General features: G+C 38.6%; 23 protein-coding genes. 17 read left to right on the top strand and 6 right to left on the bottom strand.

Translation table 11 applies throughout. The annotated features are described in order from the left end of the window. Positions 1–23 precede the first annotated feature (23 nt). Both BN2628_RS11670 and BN2628_RS11675 read right to left on the bottom strand, forming a co-directional pair. Entirely contained in the window at positions 24–1,232 is a 1,209-nt protein-coding gene (locus tag BN2628_RS11670) for a glycosyltransferase family 4 protein (RefSeq protein ID WP_044227100.1), read from the bottom strand. A gap of 151 nt (positions 1,233–1,383) precedes the next feature. After that, a complete protein-coding gene (locus BN2628_RS11675; RefSeq protein WP_044227103.1) occupies positions 1,384–2,043 on the bottom strand; it encodes a ribonuclease H1 domain-containing protein in 660 nt (219 codons plus the stop codon). Positions 2,044–2,151: 108 nt separating this feature from the next. On the opposite strand from BN2628_RS11675, the gene BN2628_RS11680 reads away from it, so the two are divergent. Together BN2628_RS11680 and BN2628_RS11685 are read left to right on the top strand one after the other, a co-directional pair. Next, the gene (locus BN2628_RS11680) at positions 2,152–2,700 is read left to right on the top strand and encodes a shikimate kinase (protein WP_044226861.1); all 549 of its coding nucleotides are present in this window, start codon (positions 2,152–2,154) and stop codon (positions 2,698–2,700) included. 90 nt (positions 2,701–2,790) lie between these two features. Beyond that, positions 2,791–3,990, top strand: coding sequence for an alanine dehydrogenase (locus tag BN2628_RS11685; RefSeq protein WP_044227106.1), 1,200 nt, complete (start codon positions 2,791–2,793; stop codon positions 3,988–3,990). Between the two features lie 3 nt (positions 3,991–3,993). On the opposite strand, the gene BN2628_RS11690 is transcribed toward BN2628_RS11685, so the two are convergent. Continuing rightward, positions 3,994–4,530, bottom strand: coding sequence for a DUF4251 domain-containing protein (locus BN2628_RS11690; RefSeq protein ID WP_044226864.1), 537 nt, complete (start codon positions 4,528–4,530; stop codon positions 3,994–3,996). Between the two features lie 386 nt (positions 4,531–4,916). On the opposite strand from BN2628_RS11690, the gene BN2628_RS11695 reads away from it, so the two are divergent. The 5 genes from BN2628_RS11695 to BN2628_RS11715 all read left to right on the top strand — a co-directional run bounded on the left by BN2628_RS11695 (position 4,917) and on the right by BN2628_RS11715 (position 9,599). Next, on the top strand, positions 4,917–6,767 hold the full coding sequence (locus BN2628_RS11695) for a 2-oxoacid:acceptor oxidoreductase subunit alpha (protein WP_044226868.1): 1,851 nt from the start codon (positions 4,917–4,919) through the stop codon (positions 6,765–6,767). Between the two features lie 3 nt (positions 6,768–6,770). Next, a complete protein-coding gene (locus BN2628_RS11700; protein ID WP_044226871.1) occupies positions 6,771–7,787 on the top strand; it encodes a 2-oxoacid:ferredoxin oxidoreductase subunit beta in 1,017 nt (338 codons plus the stop codon). Between the two features lie 161 nt (positions 7,788–7,948). Beyond that, positions 7,949–8,566 (top strand): CatA-like O-acetyltransferase, encoded by a 618-nt coding sequence (locus BN2628_RS11705; protein WP_052431442.1) that lies wholly within the window; start codon positions 7,949–7,951, stop codon positions 8,564–8,566. 23 nt (positions 8,567–8,589) lie between these two features. Then, complete coding sequence (locus tag BN2628_RS11710) at positions 8,590–9,219, top strand: HAD family hydrolase (RefSeq protein ID WP_044226875.1); 630 nt, start codon at positions 8,590–8,592, stop codon at positions 9,217–9,219. After that, the gene (locus BN2628_RS11715) at positions 9,216–9,599 is read left to right on the top strand and encodes a VOC family protein (protein WP_044226877.1); all 384 of its coding nucleotides are present in this window, start codon (positions 9,216–9,218) and stop codon (positions 9,597–9,599) included. The genes BN2628_RS11710 and BN2628_RS11715 overlap by 4 nt, the downstream gene beginning before the upstream one ends. 103 nt (positions 9,600–9,702) lie before the next feature. Here the strand turns inward: BN2628_RS11715 and BN2628_RS11720 are convergent, their stop codons facing one another. Next, positions 9,703–10,605 (bottom strand): alpha/beta hydrolase, encoded by a 903-nt coding sequence (locus BN2628_RS11720; RefSeq protein WP_044226880.1) that lies wholly within the window; start codon positions 10,603–10,605, stop codon positions 9,703–9,705. 18 nt (positions 10,606–10,623) lie between these two features. Beyond that, positions 10,624–11,184, bottom strand: a complete 561-nt coding sequence (locus BN2628_RS11725; RefSeq protein ID WP_021930881.1) for an NUDIX hydrolase — start codon at positions 11,182–11,184, stop codon at positions 10,624–10,626. Positions 11,185–11,306: 122 nt separating this feature from the next. Here BN2628_RS11725 and BN2628_RS11730 point away from each other — a divergent pair, with 122 nt between their 5' ends. The 10 genes from BN2628_RS11730 (at position 11,307) to BN2628_RS11775 (ending at position 21,121) form a co-directional block, all read left to right on the top strand. Continuing rightward, positions 11,307–12,038, top strand: coding sequence for an O-methyltransferase (locus BN2628_RS11730; protein ID WP_052431444.1), 732 nt, complete (start codon positions 11,307–11,309; stop codon positions 12,036–12,038). A 58-nt stretch (positions 12,039–12,096) separates the two neighbouring features. Beyond that, the gene (locus tag BN2628_RS11735) at positions 12,097–12,660 is read left to right on the top strand and encodes a cob(I)yrinic acid a,c-diamide adenosyltransferase (RefSeq protein WP_044226883.1); all 564 of its coding nucleotides are present in this window, start codon (positions 12,097–12,099) and stop codon (positions 12,658–12,660) included. A gap of 65 nt (positions 12,661–12,725) precedes the next feature. Further along, positions 12,726–12,947: a DUF2795 domain-containing protein gene (locus BN2628_RS11740; protein WP_021930878.1), complete on the top strand. Its 222-nt coding sequence runs from the start codon at positions 12,726–12,728 to the stop codon at positions 12,945–12,947. Positions 12,948–13,024: 77 nt separating this feature from the next. Continuing rightward, a complete protein-coding gene (locus BN2628_RS11745; RefSeq protein ID WP_044226888.1) occupies positions 13,025–13,381 on the top strand; it encodes a hypothetical protein in 357 nt (118 codons plus the stop codon). Positions 13,382–13,616: 235 nt separating this feature from the next. Then, positions 13,617–14,567: a PorP/SprF family type IX secretion system membrane protein gene (locus BN2628_RS11750; RefSeq protein ID WP_052431445.1), complete on the top strand. Its 951-nt coding sequence runs from the start codon at positions 13,617–13,619 to the stop codon at positions 14,565–14,567. Between the two features lie 3 nt (positions 14,568–14,570). Then, positions 14,571–15,992 carry a T9SS ring complex lipoprotein PorK/GldK gene (locus BN2628_RS11755; protein WP_044226892.1) on the top strand — a complete coding sequence of 474 codons (1,422 nt, stop codon included), beginning with the start codon at positions 14,571–14,573 and terminating at the stop codon, positions 15,990–15,992. A 40-nt stretch (positions 15,993–16,032) separates the two neighbouring features. Further along, entirely contained in the window at positions 16,033–17,043 is a 1,011-nt protein-coding gene (gldL, locus tag BN2628_RS11760; RefSeq protein WP_021930874.1) for a type IX secretion system motor protein PorL/GldL, read from the top strand. A 31-nt stretch (positions 17,044–17,074) separates the two neighbouring features. Then, entirely contained in the window at positions 17,075–18,640 is a 1,566-nt protein-coding gene (gene gldM, locus BN2628_RS11765; RefSeq protein ID WP_055097368.1) for a type IX secretion system motor protein PorM/GldM, read from the top strand. Between the two features lie 2 nt (positions 18,641–18,642). Then, positions 18,643–19,782, top strand: coding sequence for a type IX secretion system ring subunit PorN/GldN (gene gldN / locus BN2628_RS11770; protein ID WP_257606475.1), 1,140 nt, complete (start codon positions 18,643–18,645; stop codon positions 19,780–19,782). Between the two features lie 451 nt (positions 19,783–20,233). Then, on the top strand, positions 20,234–21,121 hold the full coding sequence (locus BN2628_RS11775; protein ID WP_044226898.1) for a carbohydrate kinase family protein: 888 nt from the start codon (positions 20,234–20,236) through the stop codon (positions 21,119–21,121). Positions 21,122–21,400: 279 nt separating this feature from the next. Here BN2628_RS11775 and BN2628_RS11780 read toward each other — a convergent pair whose 3' ends face one another. Continuing rightward, positions 21,401–23,245, bottom strand: a complete 1,845-nt coding sequence (locus tag BN2628_RS11780) for a 4-hydroxy-3-methylbut-2-en-1-yl diphosphate synthase (RefSeq protein ID WP_044227122.1) — start codon at positions 23,243–23,245, stop codon at positions 21,401–21,403. Between the last annotated feature and the right edge of the window lies 1 nt (position 23,246).

The following is a 23,246-nucleotide window of genomic DNA, read 5'->3' on the forward strand; positions in this document are numbered from 1 at the left end:
ATATATCCAGTCCAAGAAAGATGTTATTTATCCGATGCTGCCAATTTCCGAGACTGGTAGGGTACTGTCTGTATTGCCTGTATTGGAATACGATCATTTGCTGTGGCAAAGCATTTGTTGTATACTCGGTTCATATCGTCGGCAAGGACGTCTTCTCTGAATCTTTGCAAGTATTTGTTTCCTTCTGTTATCATTTCTTCTCGAAGTTCTTTGTCAGATAATACCCGAAGTATGGCATCTGTCATTCCTTTGACATCATCTGGGTCGACATAGATGGAATGAGCACCTCCCGCTTCTTCCAAGCATGATCCGGTAGCAGCAATGACAGGAAGCTGGGAATGCATTGCTTCGATAATGGGAATTCCGAAACCCTCGAAACGTGATGGGTATACAAACATAAGAGCCTGTTGATAAACCGCTGGAAGGTCAGAGTGGGGAAGATTATGGATGAGATGTAAACGGTCATTTAGGCCATTTTCATTTGCATATTCCATTAAGCTATCCACATACGGCGTTTTCTTCCCGACAGCAACTAAATGGATATCTGCGGGAATGTCTTTTAATGCCTCTAATGCTAACATTAAATTTTTTCGGGTTTCTATACTCCCGACATTCAATATGTATTTTTCCGGTAACTGGTAAATTTCCTTTACTTGCTTTTTCTTCTGTTCGCTTACGATTTCGGAATATTGAGGATCACAACCTTGGTATACTACATCTATTTTTTCGGCAGGAATCTGGTAAAAATTCATGATATCCCGTTTTGTGCATTCGCTGATAGCCACAATGCGATCGGCTACATGACAGGCATATTTGAACTTAAAATTGTAAATCTTTCTGTCGATAGGTTTATAGTATTCGGGATATCTCAAAAATATAAGGTCATGAATGGTAACGACACTTTTAATTCCCGTTTTATGAATACCAATTGGTAATTCGTTACTTAAGCCGTGATATAATTGAACCCCTTTTTTCAAAAGGTCTTTTTTGATAAAAAATGAACGCCAAAGAGACGAGAATCTCTTCATCGTGGTCGTTTGTGGAAGTTCTGAATGCACATTGACATGTGTCAGCAATTTATCATAAGAACTATTTTTTTTCTTTTTGGGAATAAATAACCGGTAATTATGTCCCTCATGATAAGTAGCCAGAATGTCTACCATAAAGCGACTGTAATTTCCCAGTCCTGTATGGTTGGCAACAGCCCGTTTTGCATCCAAACCTATAATCATTTCTTTGCGATTTATACGTTTTTTCCGTTTTAGTTTTTTGTCGATTCTATTTTTCATAAAAATCTTCTACTAATAAGATGCAAATTATAATGGCTTTGCTGCATTGCGTTCAAATAAATAACAAATTTGATGAAAAAAGTTCCTAAGCTGTCTATTTCCGACCGAAATCTGCAGGGATTTCTCCCCAATCTTTAGTTTCCCATTTTAGTAATTGTGTTGTGTACGAGTTATTTGCTAACCACTTTTCGGCTCGTTTGATTAAGTCGAATATTTGTGTATTTCTTTGGGTTGGAACTAATTTTGTTTTGCATTTTTTATGGTGTACCCATAATAAAGCATTGCGACTGTCCGAATAGATGGGAATATTGCTGTTCTGTTGTTTCAAATAGGCTAAGCCATGCACTATAGCTAAAAATTCTCCTATGTTATTGGTCCCTTCGGGCATGGGGCCGACTCTGAATAATTCTTGTCCTGTGCGTACGTAGACACCTCGATATTCCATATCTCCGGGATTTCCGCTGCATGCTGCATCTACAGCCAAACTATCGACAATCCATTGCGGAGCCATGGGTGTTTGGGTTTGTCTGGGTTTTGCCAGTTCAGGATGTGCAATCGCTTCTGCGACTCGATTAAGAATAAATAGGTGCTCTTCCGGATTTCCTCGGAATGCACGTATGGCGGCTTCTTTGGAGTCGAAGCTTTTGTATTTTGCACCTTTAAAGTTTTCGACTTGCAATCGGCATTCTTCCCAGGATTCATAAATTCCTGGGGCGAAACCTTCCCAGACTACATAGTATTTGAATTTTCCCATTTTGCAGATGACTATTTTGCCAGCTAAAATACAAAAATAGGCATTTTTATTCATCGAAGAGATAAAATACTGTATTTTTGCCAAAATGATTGATACAAACAATTGGATATGAAACAAATATTTCTTGTCGGATATATGGGTGCCGGGAAAACGACATTGGGAAAATTGCTGGCGGATAAATTGAACCTTGAATTTATTGATTTGGATCATTATATAGAAAACCGTTATCATAAAACAGTAGGCTCTATTTTTGCTGAAAAAGGAGAAGGAGAATTTCGCTTGATCGAGAGTAATATGTTGCATGAAGTGGGGGAGTTTGAGAATGTCCTGATTGCTACGGGAGGAGGGACCCCATGTTTTCATGATAATATGGAATATATGAATAAACAAGGAATAACAGTTTATTTGAAAACTACGCCTGAGGTGCTACATCGGAGATTGAGGATAGCAAAAGGAAAGAGACCTTTATTAAGAGGAAAGAGCGATCAGGAGCTTATGAATTTTATTTGTATGAACTTGGAGCGTCGTTCTCCGATGTATGAGAAGTCTGTTTTGGTCTTTAATGCAGATAAGCTCGATACGTATGAGGAATTAGAGCATTCGGTAAATTTACTGGCTGAGCTCGTGTTGGAACGTTTGGGCACAGATTATAGATAATTTGCGAAATATGTTTATTTTTCATTCTCTTTTATAAGATTTTACAGGTTGTTTTTTGTAACTTCGTTTTCCACTATTATTTGAATGCATATGAAAGACCGTTTTTTGCATATAACCCGTGAGGGATTGTGTCCTCAAGAGCATTTATGTGCTGTTTCTCAGCAAAATCATGCTCTTTGTATCGGTTTGCCTAAAGAGTCTTGTGAAAAGGAAAAAAGATTTGTTCTGACACCGGAAGCTGTTGCGTTATTGGTCAACGCAGGCCATCGTGTAATTATGGAGGCATCGGCAGGCATCGGGATAAATTATTCAGACTTGTTATATGCAGAGGCGGGTGCAGAGGTGACTGAGCAGCGTGCGGAAGTCTTTTTGGCTGATATAGTACTCAAAGTATCTCCATTAACAGCTGAGGAAGCTGGTATGTTGAAACCTGGTAGTACTATAATATCATTGTTACAACCACAGTATCAAAATACAGAAGTTTTACAACTGCTAATGCAGAAACGTGCCATTGCAATAGCGTTTGATAAAATAAAAAATGATACGGGAGAGTGTTCTTTTGCCGATTGTCTGGATGAAGTTGACGGCCGGGCTGCAGTGATTGTAGCTGCTGGATTACTGACCAATCTTTATGGCGGTAAAGGTATATTGATGGGAGGAATTCCGGGAGTTTTTCCTGCTGAAGTAGTTGTCATCGGAGCCGGTTTAAGTGGACGTGCTGCGATTTGTGCAGCGAGAGGGTTGGGCGCCTTGGTAAAATTATTTGATGAAAATATTTCTCGATTGCGTATGGCATTAGACACGTGTGGACAACCCTTATTTACATCCAATTTGCATCCGAATGTGTTGACAAATGCTTTTCGTAGTGCGGATGTTGTTATTGGAACATCCTGTGACATGACTCATCGATTGTCTGAGCAGTTAATACGCCAGATGAAAAAAGGAGCATTGCTGATAGATTTATGTATAGATAAGGGTGGTTGTTTTGAAACTTCTTTGTGTCCTAATAAACCGAAAGATTCTATATTTGAGAAGTATGGGGTTTTGCACTATTGTTTATCGAGCGTAGGATCTGCTGTAGCACGCACGGCATCAATGGCACTAAGTAATTTATTGGTCCCTATTCTTTTGGAAATTGGGGAGTGTCAGGGAGTGGAAAATATGATAAAACGCGAGCGAGGTTTCAGAGATGCAGTTTATCTATTCAATACAAAAATCGTAAACAGCGATATTGCCCATAGGTTTAATTTGCCTTATTGTGATATATCGCTGTTTATCAATATGTTTTAGATATTAAAAAGACCGTCCTTTGATTATATTGGATTGGCTGTAGGGGATTAGACTTCCTTCTAATGTGATACGGTTGCTGTTAAAGTTGGGGCTTATTGTAGCAGAAGCCTTGTTACTCCCTGCATATAGGGTAATGTTTACTAGAGCAGAAATGCCTGCTCCCATGATATTCATAGAGTAATAGGTTGTCCCTTTCTTGTCTTTTGTGATTTTTATGTTGGAAATTTGGCCTTCGACCGTTACGCCTCCCATACCATTAGGTCCACTTGCCGGAATATTGAAACTGGTCTGTACGACTCCAAAGTTTTTGTTGAGAGATATAAAATTACTTGTTGGATTTACATAAACACTTCTTCCTCTTTTGAAGATGACTCGGTCAGCTTCTAAAACGAAAGTACTGTCTTGTAATGAAATAAGTGCATTGTTATGGTATATTACATCTAACTTTTCTTTTTGTTCGTTTTTATTGTTTTGCTTATTCTGAGCCTGTATCGTTATCAGAGAGAGAAGAGCAAAAGTAATCGTCATAAATTTTTTCATAATCATTGAATTTTTTAAATTAATATTCTATTCATCAGCTCCTTTATATTTATATAACAGGTTTCTTACGATTTTGATTATTTGTAGATTCTTTTTTATGAAAAAACAAAATTCATGCCTACTTTTTGGGGAGAAAATAAGATAAAACTAAAATTTAGATAATTTAACCGGATTTCTAAAAATTGGCCAGAAGCAATAAAATTTAAAGAAGAATAGTTAGGATATTAATAAATATTTTGTTTCTTTGCATTTTGCGAGAAAAAAGATAGAAATTACCCGATTTTTTTTACAAATAGAATAAAAAATAATAGTTTTACTATTGATTATGCTTTGAAAAACTCTTTTTTCTTATTAATTGAAAGATTCAGAAACAAAATAATGGGATTATGTTAGAACAAACAAAGGTGAAAACATTAGATAAAGTAGCTGTTCGCTTTACCGGAGATTCTGGTGATGGAATGCAGCTGGCGGGAAATCTTTTTTCTAATGTTTCGGCAGCAATTGGGAATGAGATTTCCACGTTCCCTGATTATCCGGCAGAGATACGAGCTCCACAAGGTACTTTAGGGGGAGTATCCGGTTTTCAGGTACATATTGGTAAAGGTGTATATACTCCGGGTGACCAAGCTGATGTTTTGGTCGCGATGAATCCGGCGGCACTGAAAACGAATGTTGCATATATTAAGCCGAATGCTGTGATTATTTATGATACAGATTCTTTTACAGCCAATGATTTAGAGAAAGCGGCTTTCGTAACAGATGATCCATTTAATGAACTAGGGCTTACAGGTATGCAGTTAGTCCCAGTTGCAATAACCAGCATGGTAAAAGATTCTTTAGCTGGATCGGGATTGGACAATAAGGCGGTCTTGCGTTGTAAAAATATGTTTGCTTTAGGATTGGTATGTTGGCTTTTCGACCGCCCACTTGACCAAGCGACACATTTGTTAAAAAATAAATTTGCTAAAAAGCCATCGGTACTTGAAGCTAATATTAAGGTAATGACCGATGGATATAATTACGGAAATAATATACATGCAACGGTTTCGACATATCGTATTGAAACTGCAACAGCAAAAAAAGGTATCTATACCGATATAAATGGGAATACAGCTACGGCATTAGGATTGATTGCCGCTTCTGAAAAATCAGGTCTTCCTTTATTCTTGGGTAGTTATCCTATTACTCCGGCCAGTGATATTTTGCATGAACTGGCAAAAAGAAAAGATTTGGGTGTAAAAGTCGTTCAAGCAGAAGATGAAATTGCTGGGGTTTGTACCGCTATAGGAGCAAGTTTTGCCGGAAATTTGGCTGCGACATCTACATCCGGTCCAGGGTTGGCATTGAAAAGCGAAGCTATCGGTTTGGCTGTAATGGCAGAATTACCGTTAGTTATTATTGATGTCCAGCGAGGAGGGCCTTCTACGGGGCTTCCGACAAAAACAGAACAGACCGATTTGTTACAAGCGCTTTATGGCCGTAATGGAGAGTCTCCCATTGTCGTTGTGGCAGCGTCGACACCTGCTGATTGTTTTGATATGGCTTTTAATGCAGCAAAACTTGCCCTTGAACATATGACTCCGGTTATTTTACTGACAGATGGATTCATAGCAAATGGCTCGTCGGCATGGCGTATACCTGAGATGGAAGAATATCCTGAAATAGTTCCTCATTATGTGACTCCTGATTTGTTGGAAAAAAATTGGCGACCCTATCATCGGGATACAGAGACACAAGTTCGTTTTTGGGCTAAGCCCGGTATGGAGGGCTTTATGCATCGATTGGGCGGTCTGGAGAAGGATAGTATTACAGGTGCAATTTCTACAAATCCGGCCAACCATCAAAAGATGACAGATATCCGTCAGGCTAAAATTGATTATATTTCGAAGTGTATTCCGGCTCTTGAAGTTTTAGGAAATCCGGATGCAGATTTATTGGTTGTTGGTTGGGGTGGAACATACGGGCATTTATATTCAGCTGTTGAAAAGATGAATGCAGAGGGGAAAAAAGTTGCTATGGTCCATTTTAATTACATCAATCCGCTACCTGCAAATACGGCTGAAGTTATGAAAAAATACAGAAAAGTTGTGGTATGTGAACTGAATAATGGGCAGTTAGCTACTCATTTATGTTCTAAGATTCCGGGACTGAATGTTGAAAAATTCAATAAAGTGCAGGGGCAGCCTTTTATGGTAAGCGAGCTTGTCGAATGTTTTAATAAACTCATGGAGGAATAACAAATGGAAAATAATACCATATATACAGCAAAAGATTTTAAAAGCGATCAGTATGTTCGCTGGTGTCCCGGTTGTGGAGACCATGCTGTTGTGAATACTTTGCAAAAGGCTATGGCCGAATTGGGAATACCTCCTCATATGACTGCCGTAATATCCGGTATTGGGTGTTCTTCAAGGCTCCCTTATTACATGAATACATATGGTTTTCATACAATTCATGGCCGGGCATCTGCAATTGCTACAGGAGTTAAAGTTGCTAATCCTGAGCTGACGGTTTGGCAGATTACGGGAGATGGGGACTGCTTGGCTATCGGGGGAAATCATTTTATTCATGCTGTCCGTAGGAATGTCGATTTGAATATCATACTACTGAACAATAAGATTTATGGTCTTACGAAGGGGCAATATTCTCCTACGTCAGACCGGGGTGCCGTAACTAAGTCGTCTCCTTATGGGACTGTCGAAGATCCTTTTATTCCGGCAGAATTGGCATTCGGGGCTCGGGGTACTTTCTTTGCCCGTTCTATAGATGTGGATTTGTCTGTAGCAAAAGAAGTTATGGTAGAGGCGGCTCGACATAAAGGGGCGTCGGTGGTCGAGATATTACAGAACTGTGTGATTTTTAATGATAAGATTCATAGTTTTGTTGCAGATAAGGAGTTCCGGGCAGAACGTACTATCCATCTCAAACATGGAGAGAAAATGCTTTTTGGTAAAAATAACGAGAAAGGTTTGGTCTTAGATGGTCTGAAATTAAAAGTCGTTACTATCGGGGAAAATGGAGTTACACTGGACGATATCCTGACTCATGATGTTACAGACCAAGATGGGACATTACATCGTATGCTGGCTATGATGGATGGTCATGAATTACCATTGGCAGTCGGAGTAATACGTTCGGTGGAAGCTCCGGTCTATGACCAGGAAGTAAAAGCTCAAATTGAGTCGGTAAGAGCCCAGACAAATAGACGAACATTGAGAGATTATTTGCTTACGCGTGATACTTGGGAAGTGAAATAAAAGATTTCCATATTGTATAAAACCGGGATAAGATAGTTTCTATGTCCCGGTTTTGTTTTATGTATCTATTTGTAAAGGATAAAAGCTGTTATAAATTGAATTTTAGTCAGTGAGTATTCATGATTTTTTGTAACTTTATCACGATTTCAATAATAGAAAGAATGAAAAAATTCGATGTAAATGGTTGGGCGCGGAAGCCCAGTTATGAAATATTCAGAAATTATGCCGATCCCTCTTTTCATATTACGGCTAATGTTGATGTAACCCGTCTGTACAATGATTGTAAGATAAATGGAGATAGTTTCTTCTTGGCTTCTTTGTATTATATGACGAGAGTGGCGAACGAAATTCTTGAGTTTCGTTTGCGTATTATCGATGGAGAAGTTTGGGAAATAGACCATATGGATGCCGGTACTATCATATCGCATGGAGGAGGGATGATAACTTTTGCCAGTTTTGCGTATAAGGAAACTTATAAAGAATTTATGGAAGTCGCGACAAAACATTTACAAGAACATTTGCAACGAAAAGAACATGACGGTGACGCATTTCGGAAAGATGTGTTACAAAATTCTGTATTGCCATGGGTATCGTTTACTGCGGTAAAACATCCGCACAGGGATTTGTCCGATGCAGATATTCCCAAAGTCACGTGCGGAAAGTTGATAAAGAGGGAAGGAAAAGTATGGATGCCGGTAAATATAGAGGCTCACCATGGTTTGATGGATGGCTATCAGATGAGCCGTTATTTTCAGTTACTTGAAGAATATTGTGCTTAATATGTTAATAATTGGATTTTTATATGGGAAAAATTAAAAATATTGTATTTGATTTAGGCGGAGTTATTCTTGACCTTGACAGGGATAGAGCGGTGCGTCGTTTTGAACAAATAGGCCTATCTGATGCAGAAGAACTTATAGACCCGTATCATCAGAAAGGAATTTTTCTCGATTTGGAAGAAGGACGTATCGATCGGAACGAATTTTATCGTTTGTTACGGGAGCACATGAGAAAAGATGTCCCGGAAAAGGATATTGATTATGCTTGGATGGGTTTTGTCGTTGCGTTGCCCGAATATAAGCTTGATTATATATTAAAGTTACGGGAGAACTATAAAGTATATTTGTTGAGTAATACCAACCCTATTATTATGGGTTGGGCAAGGACTGGCGAATTTTCCTCTACGGGGAATCCCATAACACATTATTTCGATAAAATATACACATCTTATGAAATGGGAGTTTGTAAGCCTGCGGCCCGTATTTTTAATTTTATGATGAAGGATGCAGATATGAATCCTGAAGAGACCCTGTTTGTCGATGATGGCAAAAGCAATACTGATATGGCCTCTGGTATGGGGTTTGTGACTTATACGCCGGCAAATGGAGAAGATTGGAGGGAAGCATTGAATGAAATATTGAACAAAAGATGAAAATACACCATATTGGTCTTTGGGTTTCTGACTTAGAAGCATCAAGACGGTTTTATGAATATTATTTTGGCGGTAAGTGCGGTGAGCGATATGAAAATGTAACTAAAGGATTTGCTTCTTACATGCTTAGCTTTGAAGATGGGACGGCCCTTGAGATAATGACACGTATAGATGTTTCCTGCAAAGCACCCGATGGAGAGAGGCTAGGCTGGGCACATCTGGCTTTTACTCTTGGCTCTGAGCAGAGAGTAAATGAACTGGTAGAGGTGTTAAGGGCTGATGGTTATTGTGTGGTCGGTGAACCCCGTATAACGGGGGACGGATATTATGAAGCTGTAATTCTGGATAATGAGGGGAATCGGATTGAGATTGTGAAATAATAACTATTTTGAGAATTTTGTTTTTGTTATCTTGGATAAATTTTTATCCAAGATAACAAAAACTGTCTATGTTTTATTACTTTAAAGGAAGTTTTTTTATTGTTTAGAAATCTTCTCCTCGATGAAAGTGGCTGGATGCTGTATGTAGTATTTCTTTTATTTCTCGACGCCAGAAAGGCCAGTGGTGTTGCCCGTTCCGTAAACGGAAAATAGTCGGAATGTGAGTGTCATACATGGCTAAAGCTAATTGTAAATTATTCCTGTATAGGAAATCGTCATCGCCACAAGCTATATAATATTTTACTTTTTTCTTATCAGCTTTCGGATAGTTTTTCAGTATAGTATAGATGTCATTTTCTCTCCAAGTTGGTGTAAGTCGGCTTTCTTTTGTATTTCCTCCTCCAATGATATCTTTAAAACGACGTTTGTAATCTTCCTCTGAGAAATTAAGTATATCTTCGTCAGAAAAGACGGCAGCACTTATCGGGAAACATGCAACAAACATGTTCGGATGTTTTAATGCGTAAAGCAAAGATCCATATCCGCCCATCGACAGTCCTGCAATAGCTCGTTGTTCTTTCTGTGATATAGCCCGATAGGTAGTTTCAATATGAGGAATAAATTCTTCAAAAAACATTTTTTCCATTTGGGCTTTTCCTTTACAGTCATTTATGTACCAGCTTTGTTTTGCATCGGGCATTACAATAATCATTTCGTCGGCTTTGCCTGAATCGATGACTCGATCCGCAATAGCCTGTATTTGCCCTAAGAGGCTCCACGATGTGTGGTTGTCTCCTAAACCGTGTAACAAATATAGCACAGGGTAAGATTTTTCTGAGGTCTGATAGCTTTTGGGCAGATAGATAGAATATTTTACATCTTCTTTGAGGATGCTACTTTTCATTGATTTATTTTCGGAAAGGTAACTCTGCGCGCATGCCATTCCCGGTAAAAAGAAGATTAAGCACCAGATGGTGAGTACTCTTGATAAAATAATTTTTTTCATGTCGGTATGATTGTTGGGTTATTTGTTTTCATACAGTGCAAAATATTTCCATAAAGGAGCTGCATGTTGGGCTTGAAGTATAGCATCATTCATCATTAACTGTTTGACTTCTTCTGCTGATAAAAGAAAAACTTCAATGTCTTCAGTGGCTTCGAGCTGTTGACTTCCTATTTTTTCTACATTAGTGGCCAGGAAACAATAAGTCAGATTGGTATGGGTACCGGGATTGGGGGATATTTTCATAAGAAGCTCCCATTTGCCGTTTCCATATCCGGTTTCTTCCATTAATTCCCGCTGTGCCGATATTAGAGGAGAATCATCTTCTTTTTCGCATACACCGGCACAGAGCTCATATGAGACCACTCCAGCTCCATGCCGATATTGCCGTTCAAATATAAATTTACCTTCTTTAGTAATTGCTATGACATTTATCCAGTTAGGATATTCCATAACATAGTAAGGTGTTAATATATTACCGTTTGGGAGCTTGACACTCTCTTTCCTGACAGTGAACCACGGTTCATGAGAAATATAATCACTTGAAAGTACTTCCCATTTCATATTACGTTCTTTGTCCATATAAAGTTGGATTAAAAATGGTTGAGCTAAGATAGTTATCTTTGTTATAATTTTAATATAAAAACGGATTGTTCTTTAGAATTAGTATATCGTACATTTAATAATTTTTTATATTTGCATTCATGGCAAAAAGGATTTTCAAAAAATATTATATAAAAGCAATACGCCGGTTACGGCATCGCCGGGGATTTGGTGTGCACTCTCCATTCGCATTTAACTTGATAACAAAAGTGATTGAGGAGAATTTTATGTATTATAGTTATGCCGAGATAGAACAGATAAGGCGTGAGAAATTACAGGGGAAGCTCAATCGTAAATCTTTGAATCGACGAGCAGAAATATCTTTTAAAAAAGGGTCGTTGTTATTTCGTCTGGTGAATCGTTTTACACCATCATCCATTTTAGAAATAGGTACTGCATGGGGGATATCCACATTATATCTACATAATGGGCATAGTACTTCTCACTTGGTATGTATAGAGCCGGATAATGCTGTTGCGGAAATGGCAAAAAAAGTTGTTGGGGATAATAAAGAGTCAATTTCATTTTTGACAGATTCTTTATCTCATTCGCTGGATTTATATTTTATTTCTGGAACAGAGCTGAATTTTGTGTATGTCCACCAATTAAGTAATCCGGCAGATTATACCTGGCTTATTCCCTTGCTTATTGAACATTCTGGAGATAAAACCGTTTGGGTAATAAATGGTATTCGTTCCCATGAGAGGATAGCAGCAGCTTGGAGACTTTTGATTGCTGATAATAAGGTTCGTGTGACGATGGATTTGTATGATATCGGGCTTGCATTTAATAATCCTAAACTGAATAAGCAGGATTATGTAGTGGCTTTTTGATTTGTTTTATTGTTGACCGAAGTATAATACAATTATGGAAAATTAAAAATAAAGATGTATGGCAAATAAAAGTAAAATTTATACTCGCACGGGAGATAAGGGCCAGACAGCGTTAGTTGGAGGAACAAGAGTAAATAAGTGGGATACCCGATTAGAGGCTTACGGTACGATTGACGAACTGAATTCTTTCCTTGGTTGGTTATTACAAATGCCCGAAGTAGAGGAAGAAGTAGAATTGTTGCGTTTTGTTCAAAATAAATTGTTTGTTATAGGTTCGTATTTAGCAACAGATGTTTCGTTTGCAGAATTAAGGGATGCCAGTAAATTGAAAGTTGATGATGTGTTGCGTATCGAACAACGTATTGATGAATTGGATGCGCAATTGCCCAAGATTACAAATTTTATATTGCCGGGAGGAACTCAGGCGGCTTCGGTTGCTCATATATGCCGGACAATATGTCGGAGAGCAGAGAGACGTATTTGTGAATTGGCATCGCAATGCTCTGTAGATAGTAATTTGTTAAGTTTTATGAACCGATTATCTGATTATCTATTCGTTTTTGCAAGATTTAACAATTATAAAACTTCGGGAAATGAAATTTATTGGGATAAGAATTGCTAATGGGAATTTTTGTTATATTTTTGCGGAAATTTAAAAACGGAAGGAACAATTAAAATCAATATACTATGTATTGGACGTTGGAATTGGCATCAAAACTCGAAGATGCACCGTGGCCTGCCACTAAAGATGAACTGATCGATTACGCTATGCGTTCGGGTGCTCCGTTGGAAGTGATAGAAAATCTTCAGGAAATGGAAGATGAGGGTGATATTTACGAATGTATCGAAGATATCTGGCCCGATTATCCCAGCAAAGAAGACTTTTTCTTCAACGAGGAAGAATATTGAGCGTATTTTGGTAAATATGAATGGAATAAAGAGATTGAAGCAGCTTCGATGAGGCTGCTTTTTTATTAGAAAAAAGAATGCGGATACTGAGGCTGTTTATAATTGTTTTGGTATTACTTTTTATTTTTTGGATTTATAAGTCAGATGATTATGAGTCTATTGAAGTTTCAGATATTTCAGATTCGTCTGGTTGTACTTTCAGATATGACAGTGTAAAGATTCCAAAAGAAAAAGTGTATCGAGAAATACTTTTTGAAGAAGAGACACCGGAAGAAGTGTATGAAAGAGGTTATGTTGAGGGTTTCAATAGAGCGTATGATGAAAAAAAGAATTATGATGCATCAAGTAGTTATATTGTAAATAAAGAGGAATATGAAGAAGGGTATGACGCTGGATATAAACGGGGAAAAGATAGAATGAAAAACAAATATTAGATAATGAGGCTGTATTTAATTTATAGAAACAGTTTCTTAACATTTATTTGTCGGAGACATATCTCTTTCGTATTTTTGCCTTTTACAAATTGGCAAGAGAACCAATATAGCTGTTATTTCTTGTATAAATATGAATTTTTATGATATTTTGGACAATGAAATATTGAATTCGGAGTTTTATAAGATACAATAGTTTTTTATCGTTATGCGGTGATTGCCTTTTCCCGGATTGTAAATGCAAAAAATAAAGAGGGTTATATTGGGTATTTTGATAATGTTTGCAGGTTTAGACTTGCAGGCACAAGTCGATGCGCAATTTAGCCAGTATTGGGCATTGCCTTCATATTATAATGCAGGAAGTGTCGGGGCGAAAGAGAAGTTGAATATTTTAGCTGCAACACGTCAGCAATGGGTCGGTATGCCGGGAGCTCCTAAGACATTTTTGGTAGGAGCAGATATGCCATTGCGTTTTCTCAAACAGAATCATGGAGTGGGACTTTTATTGTCCAATGAGACTATTGGTTTGTTTTCAAATATGTCGATAGGTGCTCAATATGCTTTTAAAGTAAAATTGTGGGGAGGGAATTTGGGGCTCGGTTTGCAGCTCGGTTTACTTGATCAGCGTTTTGATGGTACAAAAGTTTCGATTCCGACCAGTGATGAACATGTCTCTACAGAAGATGGGATACCTCAAACCGAATTGCAAGGTATGGCATTTGATATGGGATTTGGAGCATATTACACACATAAATACTTTTATGCTGGTTTATCCGCATTACATTTGACAAAACCATCTATTACATTTGATGAAAAATATGAAACCTATATAGGACGATCATATTATTTTATTGCCGGAGGCAATATTCCTTTTAAAAACACGTTATTAGAGTTGCAGCCCTCTATGATGCTGAAGACAACTTTTAATATTACTCAGGTAGAATTGACGGCTCGGCTGAAATATAAAAAGTTTTTATGGGCTGGTCTGTCGTATCGATGGAAAGATGCTATGGTGGTGATGATTGGGGCTGAGATAAAAAATGTGGTTTTTGGGTATTCTTACGATTATTCATTATCACCGATAGTAAAAGCGACCAGTGGAAGCCACGAGGTATTTGTAGGATATAGTATGAAAATTGATTTTTCAGATAAGAATAAAAACAAACATAAGAGCATTCGCATATTGTAATTTATGAAAAGAATAATATTGTTTCTGGCGACGATTGCCATCCTTACATCATGTGCTCCCGGCTCTCAGGGCAATGGCGGAGAATTGGTGGGGGTTGGAGGAACGGCTTGGGCCGAACCGACTCCGTATGGAATGGTATTGGTTAAGCGTGGTTCGTTTGAGATGGGCCCGGCTCAAAAAGATAGCTTATGGGGTACTTATCAAGAACCCAGAGGAATTTCTATCGATGCTTTCTGGATGGACGAAACGGAGATAACTAATTCAAAGTACAAGCAGTTTGTATTTTGGGTGCGTGATTCCATTATTCGTGAACGCTTGGCAGACCCTGCTTATGGAGGTAATGAAGCTTTTAAGATAGAAGAAGATCGAGAAGGTAATCCTGTCACTCCCCATTTGAACTGGAATAAAGCGATTCCGTGGCGTAACCCGACAGAAGATGAAGCACGGGCAATAGAAAGTGTTTATAGAACTAATCCTATTACAGGTAAGAGAGAATTGGATGCCGCGCAGATGAATTATCGTTATGAGGTCTTTAATCATACAGAGGCGGCAAAGCGGAAACATCGTTTTGATGTGACTCGCCGGAATCTGAATACAGATATACGGCCTAACTATGATGAACAGATAATGATTTCAAAAGATACGGCATTTATTGATGATGAAGGGCGTATAATACGAGAGACGATTACCCGTCCTCTACAAAGTGAATGTGATTTTTTACATACTTATATTATTAATATTTATCCTGATACGACAGCTTGGGTTAATGATTTTGATAATGCTTATAATGAGCCGTATATGCGCATGTATTTTGCCCATGCCGGTTATAATGATTACCCGGTTGTCGGGATATCTTGGGAACAGGCCAATGCATTCTGTGTATGGAGAACAAATTATTTGGTAGCTTCTTTTGCAGGCCGAGGTCCGGTATTTATAGAACCGTATCGTTTGCCTACCGAGGCAGAATGGGAATATGCAGCCCGTGCTGGAAAAAATGAGAATAAATATCCTTGGGAAGGAGATGCTCCAATGGCTGAAAAGGGCTGTTTTTATGCTAATTTCAAACCAGATAAGGGTAATTATGTAAAAGATGGAAATTTAATTACGGCAAGAGTCGGCTCATATTCTCCAAATGAATTTGGGCTGTATGACATGGCTGGGAATGTTTCGGAATGGACCTCTTCGGCATATACGGAAACGGCTAATTTGCATACGAGTGATATGAATCCTGAATATCAATATAATGCGGCAAAAGAGGATCCGTATAAAATGAAGCGAAAAATTGTACGTGGTGGCTCTTGGAAGGATGTTTCTAATTTTGTCCGAGCCGATGTCAGGATGTGGGAATACCAAAACGAGCAGCGTTCTTATATTGGATTCCGGTGTGTAAGGTCCCAAATAGGGTTTGCTAAAGGCCGTAAATAACCGGAATAAATATATAGTAATGATTTAATTTTTACCAATTATGGGAAAATATAAGAGATATAAAAACAGTTTGGAGAAATTTCTTTCAGGAGATTCTGGTAAACGATTTTTTAATTTTGCGTATAGTTTAGGTGCGGCTGTCGTAATTTTAGGAGCATTATTTAAAATATTGCACTTACCTGGTGGCAACGCTATGTTATGTATCGGTATGGGTACTGAAGTTCTGATGTTTATCTTATCGGCTTTTGACCATCCGGCCAAAGAATATAATTGGGAAGAAGTTTTTCCTGTACTTGACAGTAAGAATCCGGACGATCGTCCGTCCTTTGCCGGAGGTAATGGTACGGTTATTGTGAATGGTGGAGGCTCGAAAGGTGGAGTTGCCGGGGGAATATCGGGGGCTGTAAATATTACTCCTGAGATGGCCCAGCATGCTGCTGGTATACCAGGTATCCAATTAGAAGAAGAGGATTCGAAAAGTCTGACCGAAAGTATACAGAAACTGTCTGCTGCCGCTGACCAGTTATCCCGTATGGCTGAATTGACGGATGCTACTCAGCAATATCTGAGTCAATTATCTGAAATTTCGGAACAGATGACTAATTTAGGCGAAGCTACTCGTTCTTTGACTGAAGTCTCTAATGTCCTGCTCGATTCGTACAGGAGCATAACCGATAATTCCGAGGGTATTACAAATCATTCTCAAGGTTATGTAACTCAAATGGAAAATTTGAACCGGAACTTAAATGGATTGAATACAATCTATGAAATCCAGTTGAAGAGTATCAGTTCTCAACTCGACAGCATTGACAGGGTCAATGCCGGGTTGAAGAGTATTCGTGATATGTATGAAAATTCTATGGCCGACAGTTCAAGATATTGTGAAGAGACCGAAAAAATGACTCAGTATATGCAACAACTCAATTCGGTTTACGAAAAGATGTTGACAGCAATGACTGTAAATATGTATACGCGGCCTATGCCGCAGCAACCGCAGGGACAACCTGTAGTTCAAAAACAAGAAATACAGAAAGAAACGGAACAGCAGTAAAATCCGATTGGGATTATAAAGTATAAAAAATATGGCTTCACCTAATTCAAACCTTTCTCCGCGGCAAAAGATGATAAACCTGATGTATATCGTCTTAACTGCCATGCTGGCGTTGAACGTGTCTTCTGATGTGCTTAATGGGTTTAAGCAGGTCGAAGAGGGTTTGGTACGTTCTACTGGTAACTCGACGGTACAGAACCAGGCGTTATATAATGAATTATCATCATTTAATCAAAAAAATCCTGAAAAGACCAAAGAGTGGTATGATAAAGCGTCTGAAGTGAAAAAACGGACACAGGAACTTTATGATTATATTGCTGATTTGAAATTACGCATCGTACGCCAAGCTGACGGTGATGATGGAAATGTTTTTGATATTAAGCATCAGGATGATTTGGAAGCCGCTTCTCGTATTATGTTGGCTCCTGCGAGGGGAGAAGGTAAAAAGCTCAGGCAATCTTTGACCGAATATAGTCGGGTTGTTTCGGGAATGATACCAGATACATTACAACGGAAAGTAATTAGTGATTATTTAACACCCAGAACACCCGTATCAGGGGTAAAGAATCACAAAAACTGGGAAGAGGCTATGTTCGAAAATATGCCTGTGGCAGCCGCTGTTACCATTTTATCGAAAATCCAAAGTGATATACGCTATGCGGAAGGAGAGGTTTTGCACACATTGTTGAAAAATGTCGATGTAGGAGATGTGAGGGTGAATCGTCTGAATGCGTTCGTTATACCTAATTCCAAAACTATTATTCGTGGAGGTAAATACTCGGCAGATATTGTTTTGGCTGCTATAGATACGACACAAGCACCTGTGATATATATAGGTGATACTAAGTTGCCGGAAGAACGGAAGGGAAAATATGAGTTTATTTGCGGCAAGACAGGTGTTTTTGACTTCTCTGGCTATTTGGAGGTCCCACATGGAGATGGTACACTGACACGACATGATTTTTCTTCATCTTATACAGTTGTGGAACCCACTGCTACGGTATCGGCAACCATGATGAATGTATTATATGCGGGTATCGATAATCCGATAAGTATATCCGTCCCCGGAGTCCCGATGCATTCGGTATCGGCAACCATGTCCAATGGTTCATTGACGCGTTCGGGAGACCATTGGGTCGCTCGTCCGGCGCGTGTCGGCCAAGATGTGACGATTACGGTTACGGCTGTACTTGAAGGACATTCGCAAGTTGTAAATACAACCCAGTTCCGAGTACGTCAGCTGCCCGATCCTATGCCCTTTATTACATATAAGGATGATAAGGGGTACGAGCGTCGCTATAAAGGGGGAAAACCTTTCCCAAAGAGTTTGTTATTGTCTGCACCGGGCATACAGGCAGCGATTGATGATGATTTGTTGAATGTAACTTATCGAGTGCTACAATTTGAGACAGTATTTTTTGATTCAATGGGAAATGCTATGCCTGAGATTTCGGATGGAGCATCATTTTCTGAACGTCAAAGGACAGCTTTCCGGCGATTGTCACGGGGGAAACGATTCTATATATCTCGTGTAAAAGCTGTTGGTCCAGATGGAATACAGCGAGATTTGTCCCCGATAGAAGTAATTGTAAACTGAAAATGAAAAGTAAAAAACAGATAGAGCGTATGAAAGTCACTGTAAAAATTGTGGCAGCTGCAGTCGCCTTTGCGTGTACTATGCCGGCTCTGCATGCTCAAAATCGGTCTACGGTGCGCACCGTTTCTCCAAAAGAGGAAAAAAATGAGCTTTCGGTGCGGGCCCAATCATTATATGATAAAGCGGGGATAACTGAAGCCGATATCCCTTGGATGCGTGTTATATATCGGTCTGTGGATCTTACAAAGGAGAAAAATATGCCTTTGTATTATCCTGAAGAATCGATGGAAAATCAAGAGAATATGTTCCGGCTGATTGTCCGTTTGATGGCAGATGGAAAAGTTCCGGTTTATGAATATCTTGATGGCCGGGAAATATTTACCGAGGCTTATCAATTAAAAGTGAAGGATGTACTTGACCGATATCATATCCCTTATGAGGAAAAGCAGGGGCGTACTTCCAAAACGGTGACATTTGGTATAGAAGACAGTGATATACCGACCAATGAGGTCCTGTCGTATTATATGAGGGAGAAATGGGTATTTGATCAGCGAAATTCAAAATTTTATCCGATAGTAGAAGCCCTTTGTCCGGTATTGCACCGAGCTGGAGATTTTGGGGGTGAAGCTGTAAAATATCCGATGTTTTGGGTACGTTATAATGATATCAAACCTTATTTGTCTCAACAATATATTCTGACGAATAATGAAAATAATGTACAACATTATACATTTGATGATTATTTCCAATTACGTTTGTTCGAGGGGGAAATATATAAGACGACGAATTTAAGAAATATGTCTCTTATGCAGATGTATCCGTCTGATACTGCTCGGGTGGCTGCTCAAACCAAAATAGAAAATCAATTGAAAAACTTTGAGAATAATCTTTGGGTGAAGATGCCTGAACAAGAGAATACTGATGTGAAATCTAAGGCCAAAGATAAAGATAGTTCAGATGTAAAGGAAGAAGATAATAATTCTAAGAAGGAGCAGAAAACAACGGTTTCACGGTCTGCTCGTTCTTCAAGAGGTACAGTGTCTAAATCTAAATCATCCTCCAAATCGTCTAAAGTATCCCGTTCTTCTTCCCGGTCAACTTCTAAGTCGGCACCAGTGCGCTCGGTAAGACGAACGAAATAGATTTATTTATAATAATAGTTGAGGAGGCTATCAGTTTTCTGATTGCCTCTTTTTTGCATATAATTATAGATTTTGTTACTTTTATGTATAGATGTGTTATGTCGCTATCTGGATATATCGGTTTTTAGTCTGAAAATATTTGATATCGATGAAAACATTATCTTGAAAAACTGTTTGTTTATTATATTCTTGGTAATGGTTGGATTATGTATGGTTTCTACCGAAACAAATGTGTATATTTGTATTGTAGAGATAGGATTTGGTAACTCTAACATGTTCTCGTAAGCTTTGTTTGATATTAAATGAAAAGAATGAAATTTCAGAATTGATAATTGGGGGGTGTTTAGGAGATAGTATATTCTTTTTAGTTATCAATTACCAAGGATATTTCGGTGGAGGAGAACGGTTTCTATGACAACAAAAGAAGTAACAAAAAATAGAGAGATAATAGATGAATAATATTATTGTTGGAATGGGTGAGGTCCTTTGGGATGTCCTGCCCGAAGGAAAGAAAATAGGCGGAGCTCCTGCCAATTTTGCTTATCATATATCACAATTTGGATTGGATAGCTGTGTTGTAAGTGCAGTAGGAGATGATAAATTGGGTTATGAAATATTGGATAACTTTGATAAGAAAAAATTGAATTATTTAATAGAAAAAGTCCCTTATCCTACCGGTACGGTACAAGTAGAACTGGATGAGACAGGAATTCCTTGTTATGAAATAAAAGAAGGTGTGGCCTGGGATAATATTCCATATACACCGGCATTGGAAGAGTTAGCGAAGAAAACCCGGGCTGTATGTTTTGGCTCGTTAGCTCAGCGTAGTATTGTATCCAGAGAAACAATCAATTACTTTTTGGATGTAATGCCGGACGGAGAAGGCCAGTATAAAATATTCGATATAAATTTAAGACAAGGCTTCTATACAAAAGATACTCTTTGTAATTCAATGCAAAGGTGTAATGTATTGAAGATTAATGATGAAGAATTGATTACAGTTAGCCGTATGTTTGGCTACCCTGATATTGATTTTCAAGATAAATGCTGGATTCTTCTGGCTAAATATAATTTGAAAATGTTGATATTGACTTGTGGGGTAAATGGTAGTTATGTATTTACTCCGGGAAATATTTCGTTTGTAGAAACTCCCAAAGTCGATGTCGCTGATACTGTAGGAGCAGGAGATTCTTTTACTGCAACTTTTATTACAGGTATATTGAAAGGTAAAGATGTATCCGAAGTGCATAAGCATGCCGTTGAGGTCTCGGCCTATGTTTGCACGCAAAATGGGGCAATGCCGGAGTTCCCTCCCTATTTAAGAGAACAATTATTGTAAAGAATATAATTTTAGAACTTGTTTAACGTTTGTCGGGTCAGCGAGAGAATACGGATTGAAATTGATACCCCTATGGAATCTTTCGGAAAGATATCTTTTTGATTATTGTGTGATTCTTTGTACTGTCTTGTATGCCATTATTTGAAGAGAGATACATATATGCATGAAACGGTTGTTGTACAACCGTTTTTCTTTGTTGTTTTGTGAATCAAAACAACAAAGGTTTCTTTAGTTTTGAGATACTCATGAAATGGAAACAGAGTGAGATTGTTTGATTTATTATTTATCTTTCCAATCTCCATTTTCTTTTATCAATTCGATGAGTTTATCTACCGCATTTTCTTCGGGGATATTTTTTTCGATGCAAGTTTTTCCTTTATACAGGCTTATTTTCCCGCGAGCTGCACCCACATATCCGTAGTCTGCGTCGGCCATTTCTCCTGGGCCATTCACAATACACCCCATGATACCTATTTTCAATCCTTTTAAGTGTGATGTCGCAGCTTTGACGCGTGAGATAGTCTGTTGTAAATCAAATAATGTACGGCCGCATCCCGGACATGAGATGTACTCTGTTTTACTTATCCTTTGCCGCGTTGCCTGTAAAATGCCGAACATATATTGGACTAGATTTGAAGTATCTATTTCTCCGTTATTCTTGAGCCAAATACCTTCACCAAAATAGTCCAAAAGTAAAGCGCCGAAATCAGCTCCGGCCTTTAGCTGCAAATCTTCTTCTGAAGATTCGTTGTACTCATTGCGCAATATAACAGGAGCGTTTATCTTATCGTTTATCAGCTGGTGGAACAATGCTCTTTGCTCTCCGACGGGATTGTTATGGGAAGAGTTTAAGATGAGGACTATGTTTTTATCTTCATTTAATATATGCTGTATTGTTCCATTATAATCGGAGAGTTGTATCGATAAAAATTTTATCGATGCATTACAGTCTTTTATTTTGTCGATTTCATGGGTCGAAAACAGAGGGTATTGATTTTGGGCTGGTTTATAATGCGAAAAATCGATAATTCTGTTCAATGCTGCCGGAAAATTTTTATAATCATTTTTCCCGGTATAATAGAAATCTGCTTTGAAAGGATATTGGGATAGAGGAGTTCCGTTTTCATTGTAATCAGCAATAACAACAGGAACTTGTGTCCCTCCGATATTACCGGATGACCAGGTATTTCTTTTTTGGGGGTTGAAATAGTCAATTTCGAGAGCTTTTTGGGCATGGATTATAGGATGGTGATTACGTTTGTAAATGTAGTCGACCAACTTTTTAGCAACTGGAATTTCTTGCTCAGGAGCTTCGCTAAGGGATACCCGGATTGTATCTCCGATGCCGTCGGCAAGAAGAGCACCAATGCCTACAGCCGATTTTATTCGTCCATCCTCTCCATCCCCGGCTTCTGTAACGCCGAGATGTAAAGGATAGTGCATGTTTTCTTTTTCCATGGCAGCAACCAATAGGCGTACTGTACGTACCATAATGACGGTATTAGATGCTTTGATTGAAATAACGATATCGGAAAAAGACTCATCTTTACAGATACGTAAAAATTCGAGGCAAGACTCAACCATACCTTCCGGAGTGTCGCCATACCGGCTCATAATTCTGTCTGATAGCGACCCGTGGTTTACTCCTATGCGGATTGCAGTCTTGTGTTTGCGGCATATTTGGAGAAAGGGAACCAACCTTGCTCGTATTTTATCTATTTCAGCAGCATATTCTTCCTCGGTGTACTCGAAGTGTTTGAATTTTCGGGCACAATCGACAAAGTTGCCTGGATTGATACGGACTTTTTCAACTATCTTGGCCGCAGCTTCAGCTGCACTCGGATTGAAATGGATATCAGCAATCAGAGGAGTATAATAACCTTTTTTATGTAGGTCATTTTTTATATTTGCCAGATTCTCGGCCTCCCTTACCCCCTGAGCCGTTAGCCGGACATAATCGCCACCCGCTTCGATAATACGAATACTTTGTTCTACACAAGCCAGAGTGTCCATTGTCGAAGTGTTGGTCATAGATTGGATGCGGATAGGGTTGTTGCCTCCCAAAGGCGTTTTCCCTATTTTTACTTCCGAGCTTTTTCTACGATGATAGTTGAAATAGTCCATA

The sequence above is a fragment of the Gabonia massiliensis genome, assembly GCF_001403595.1.
Classification (GTDB): Bacteria; Bacteroidota; Bacteroidia; order Bacteroidales; family Coprobacteraceae; genus Coprobacter; species Coprobacter secundus.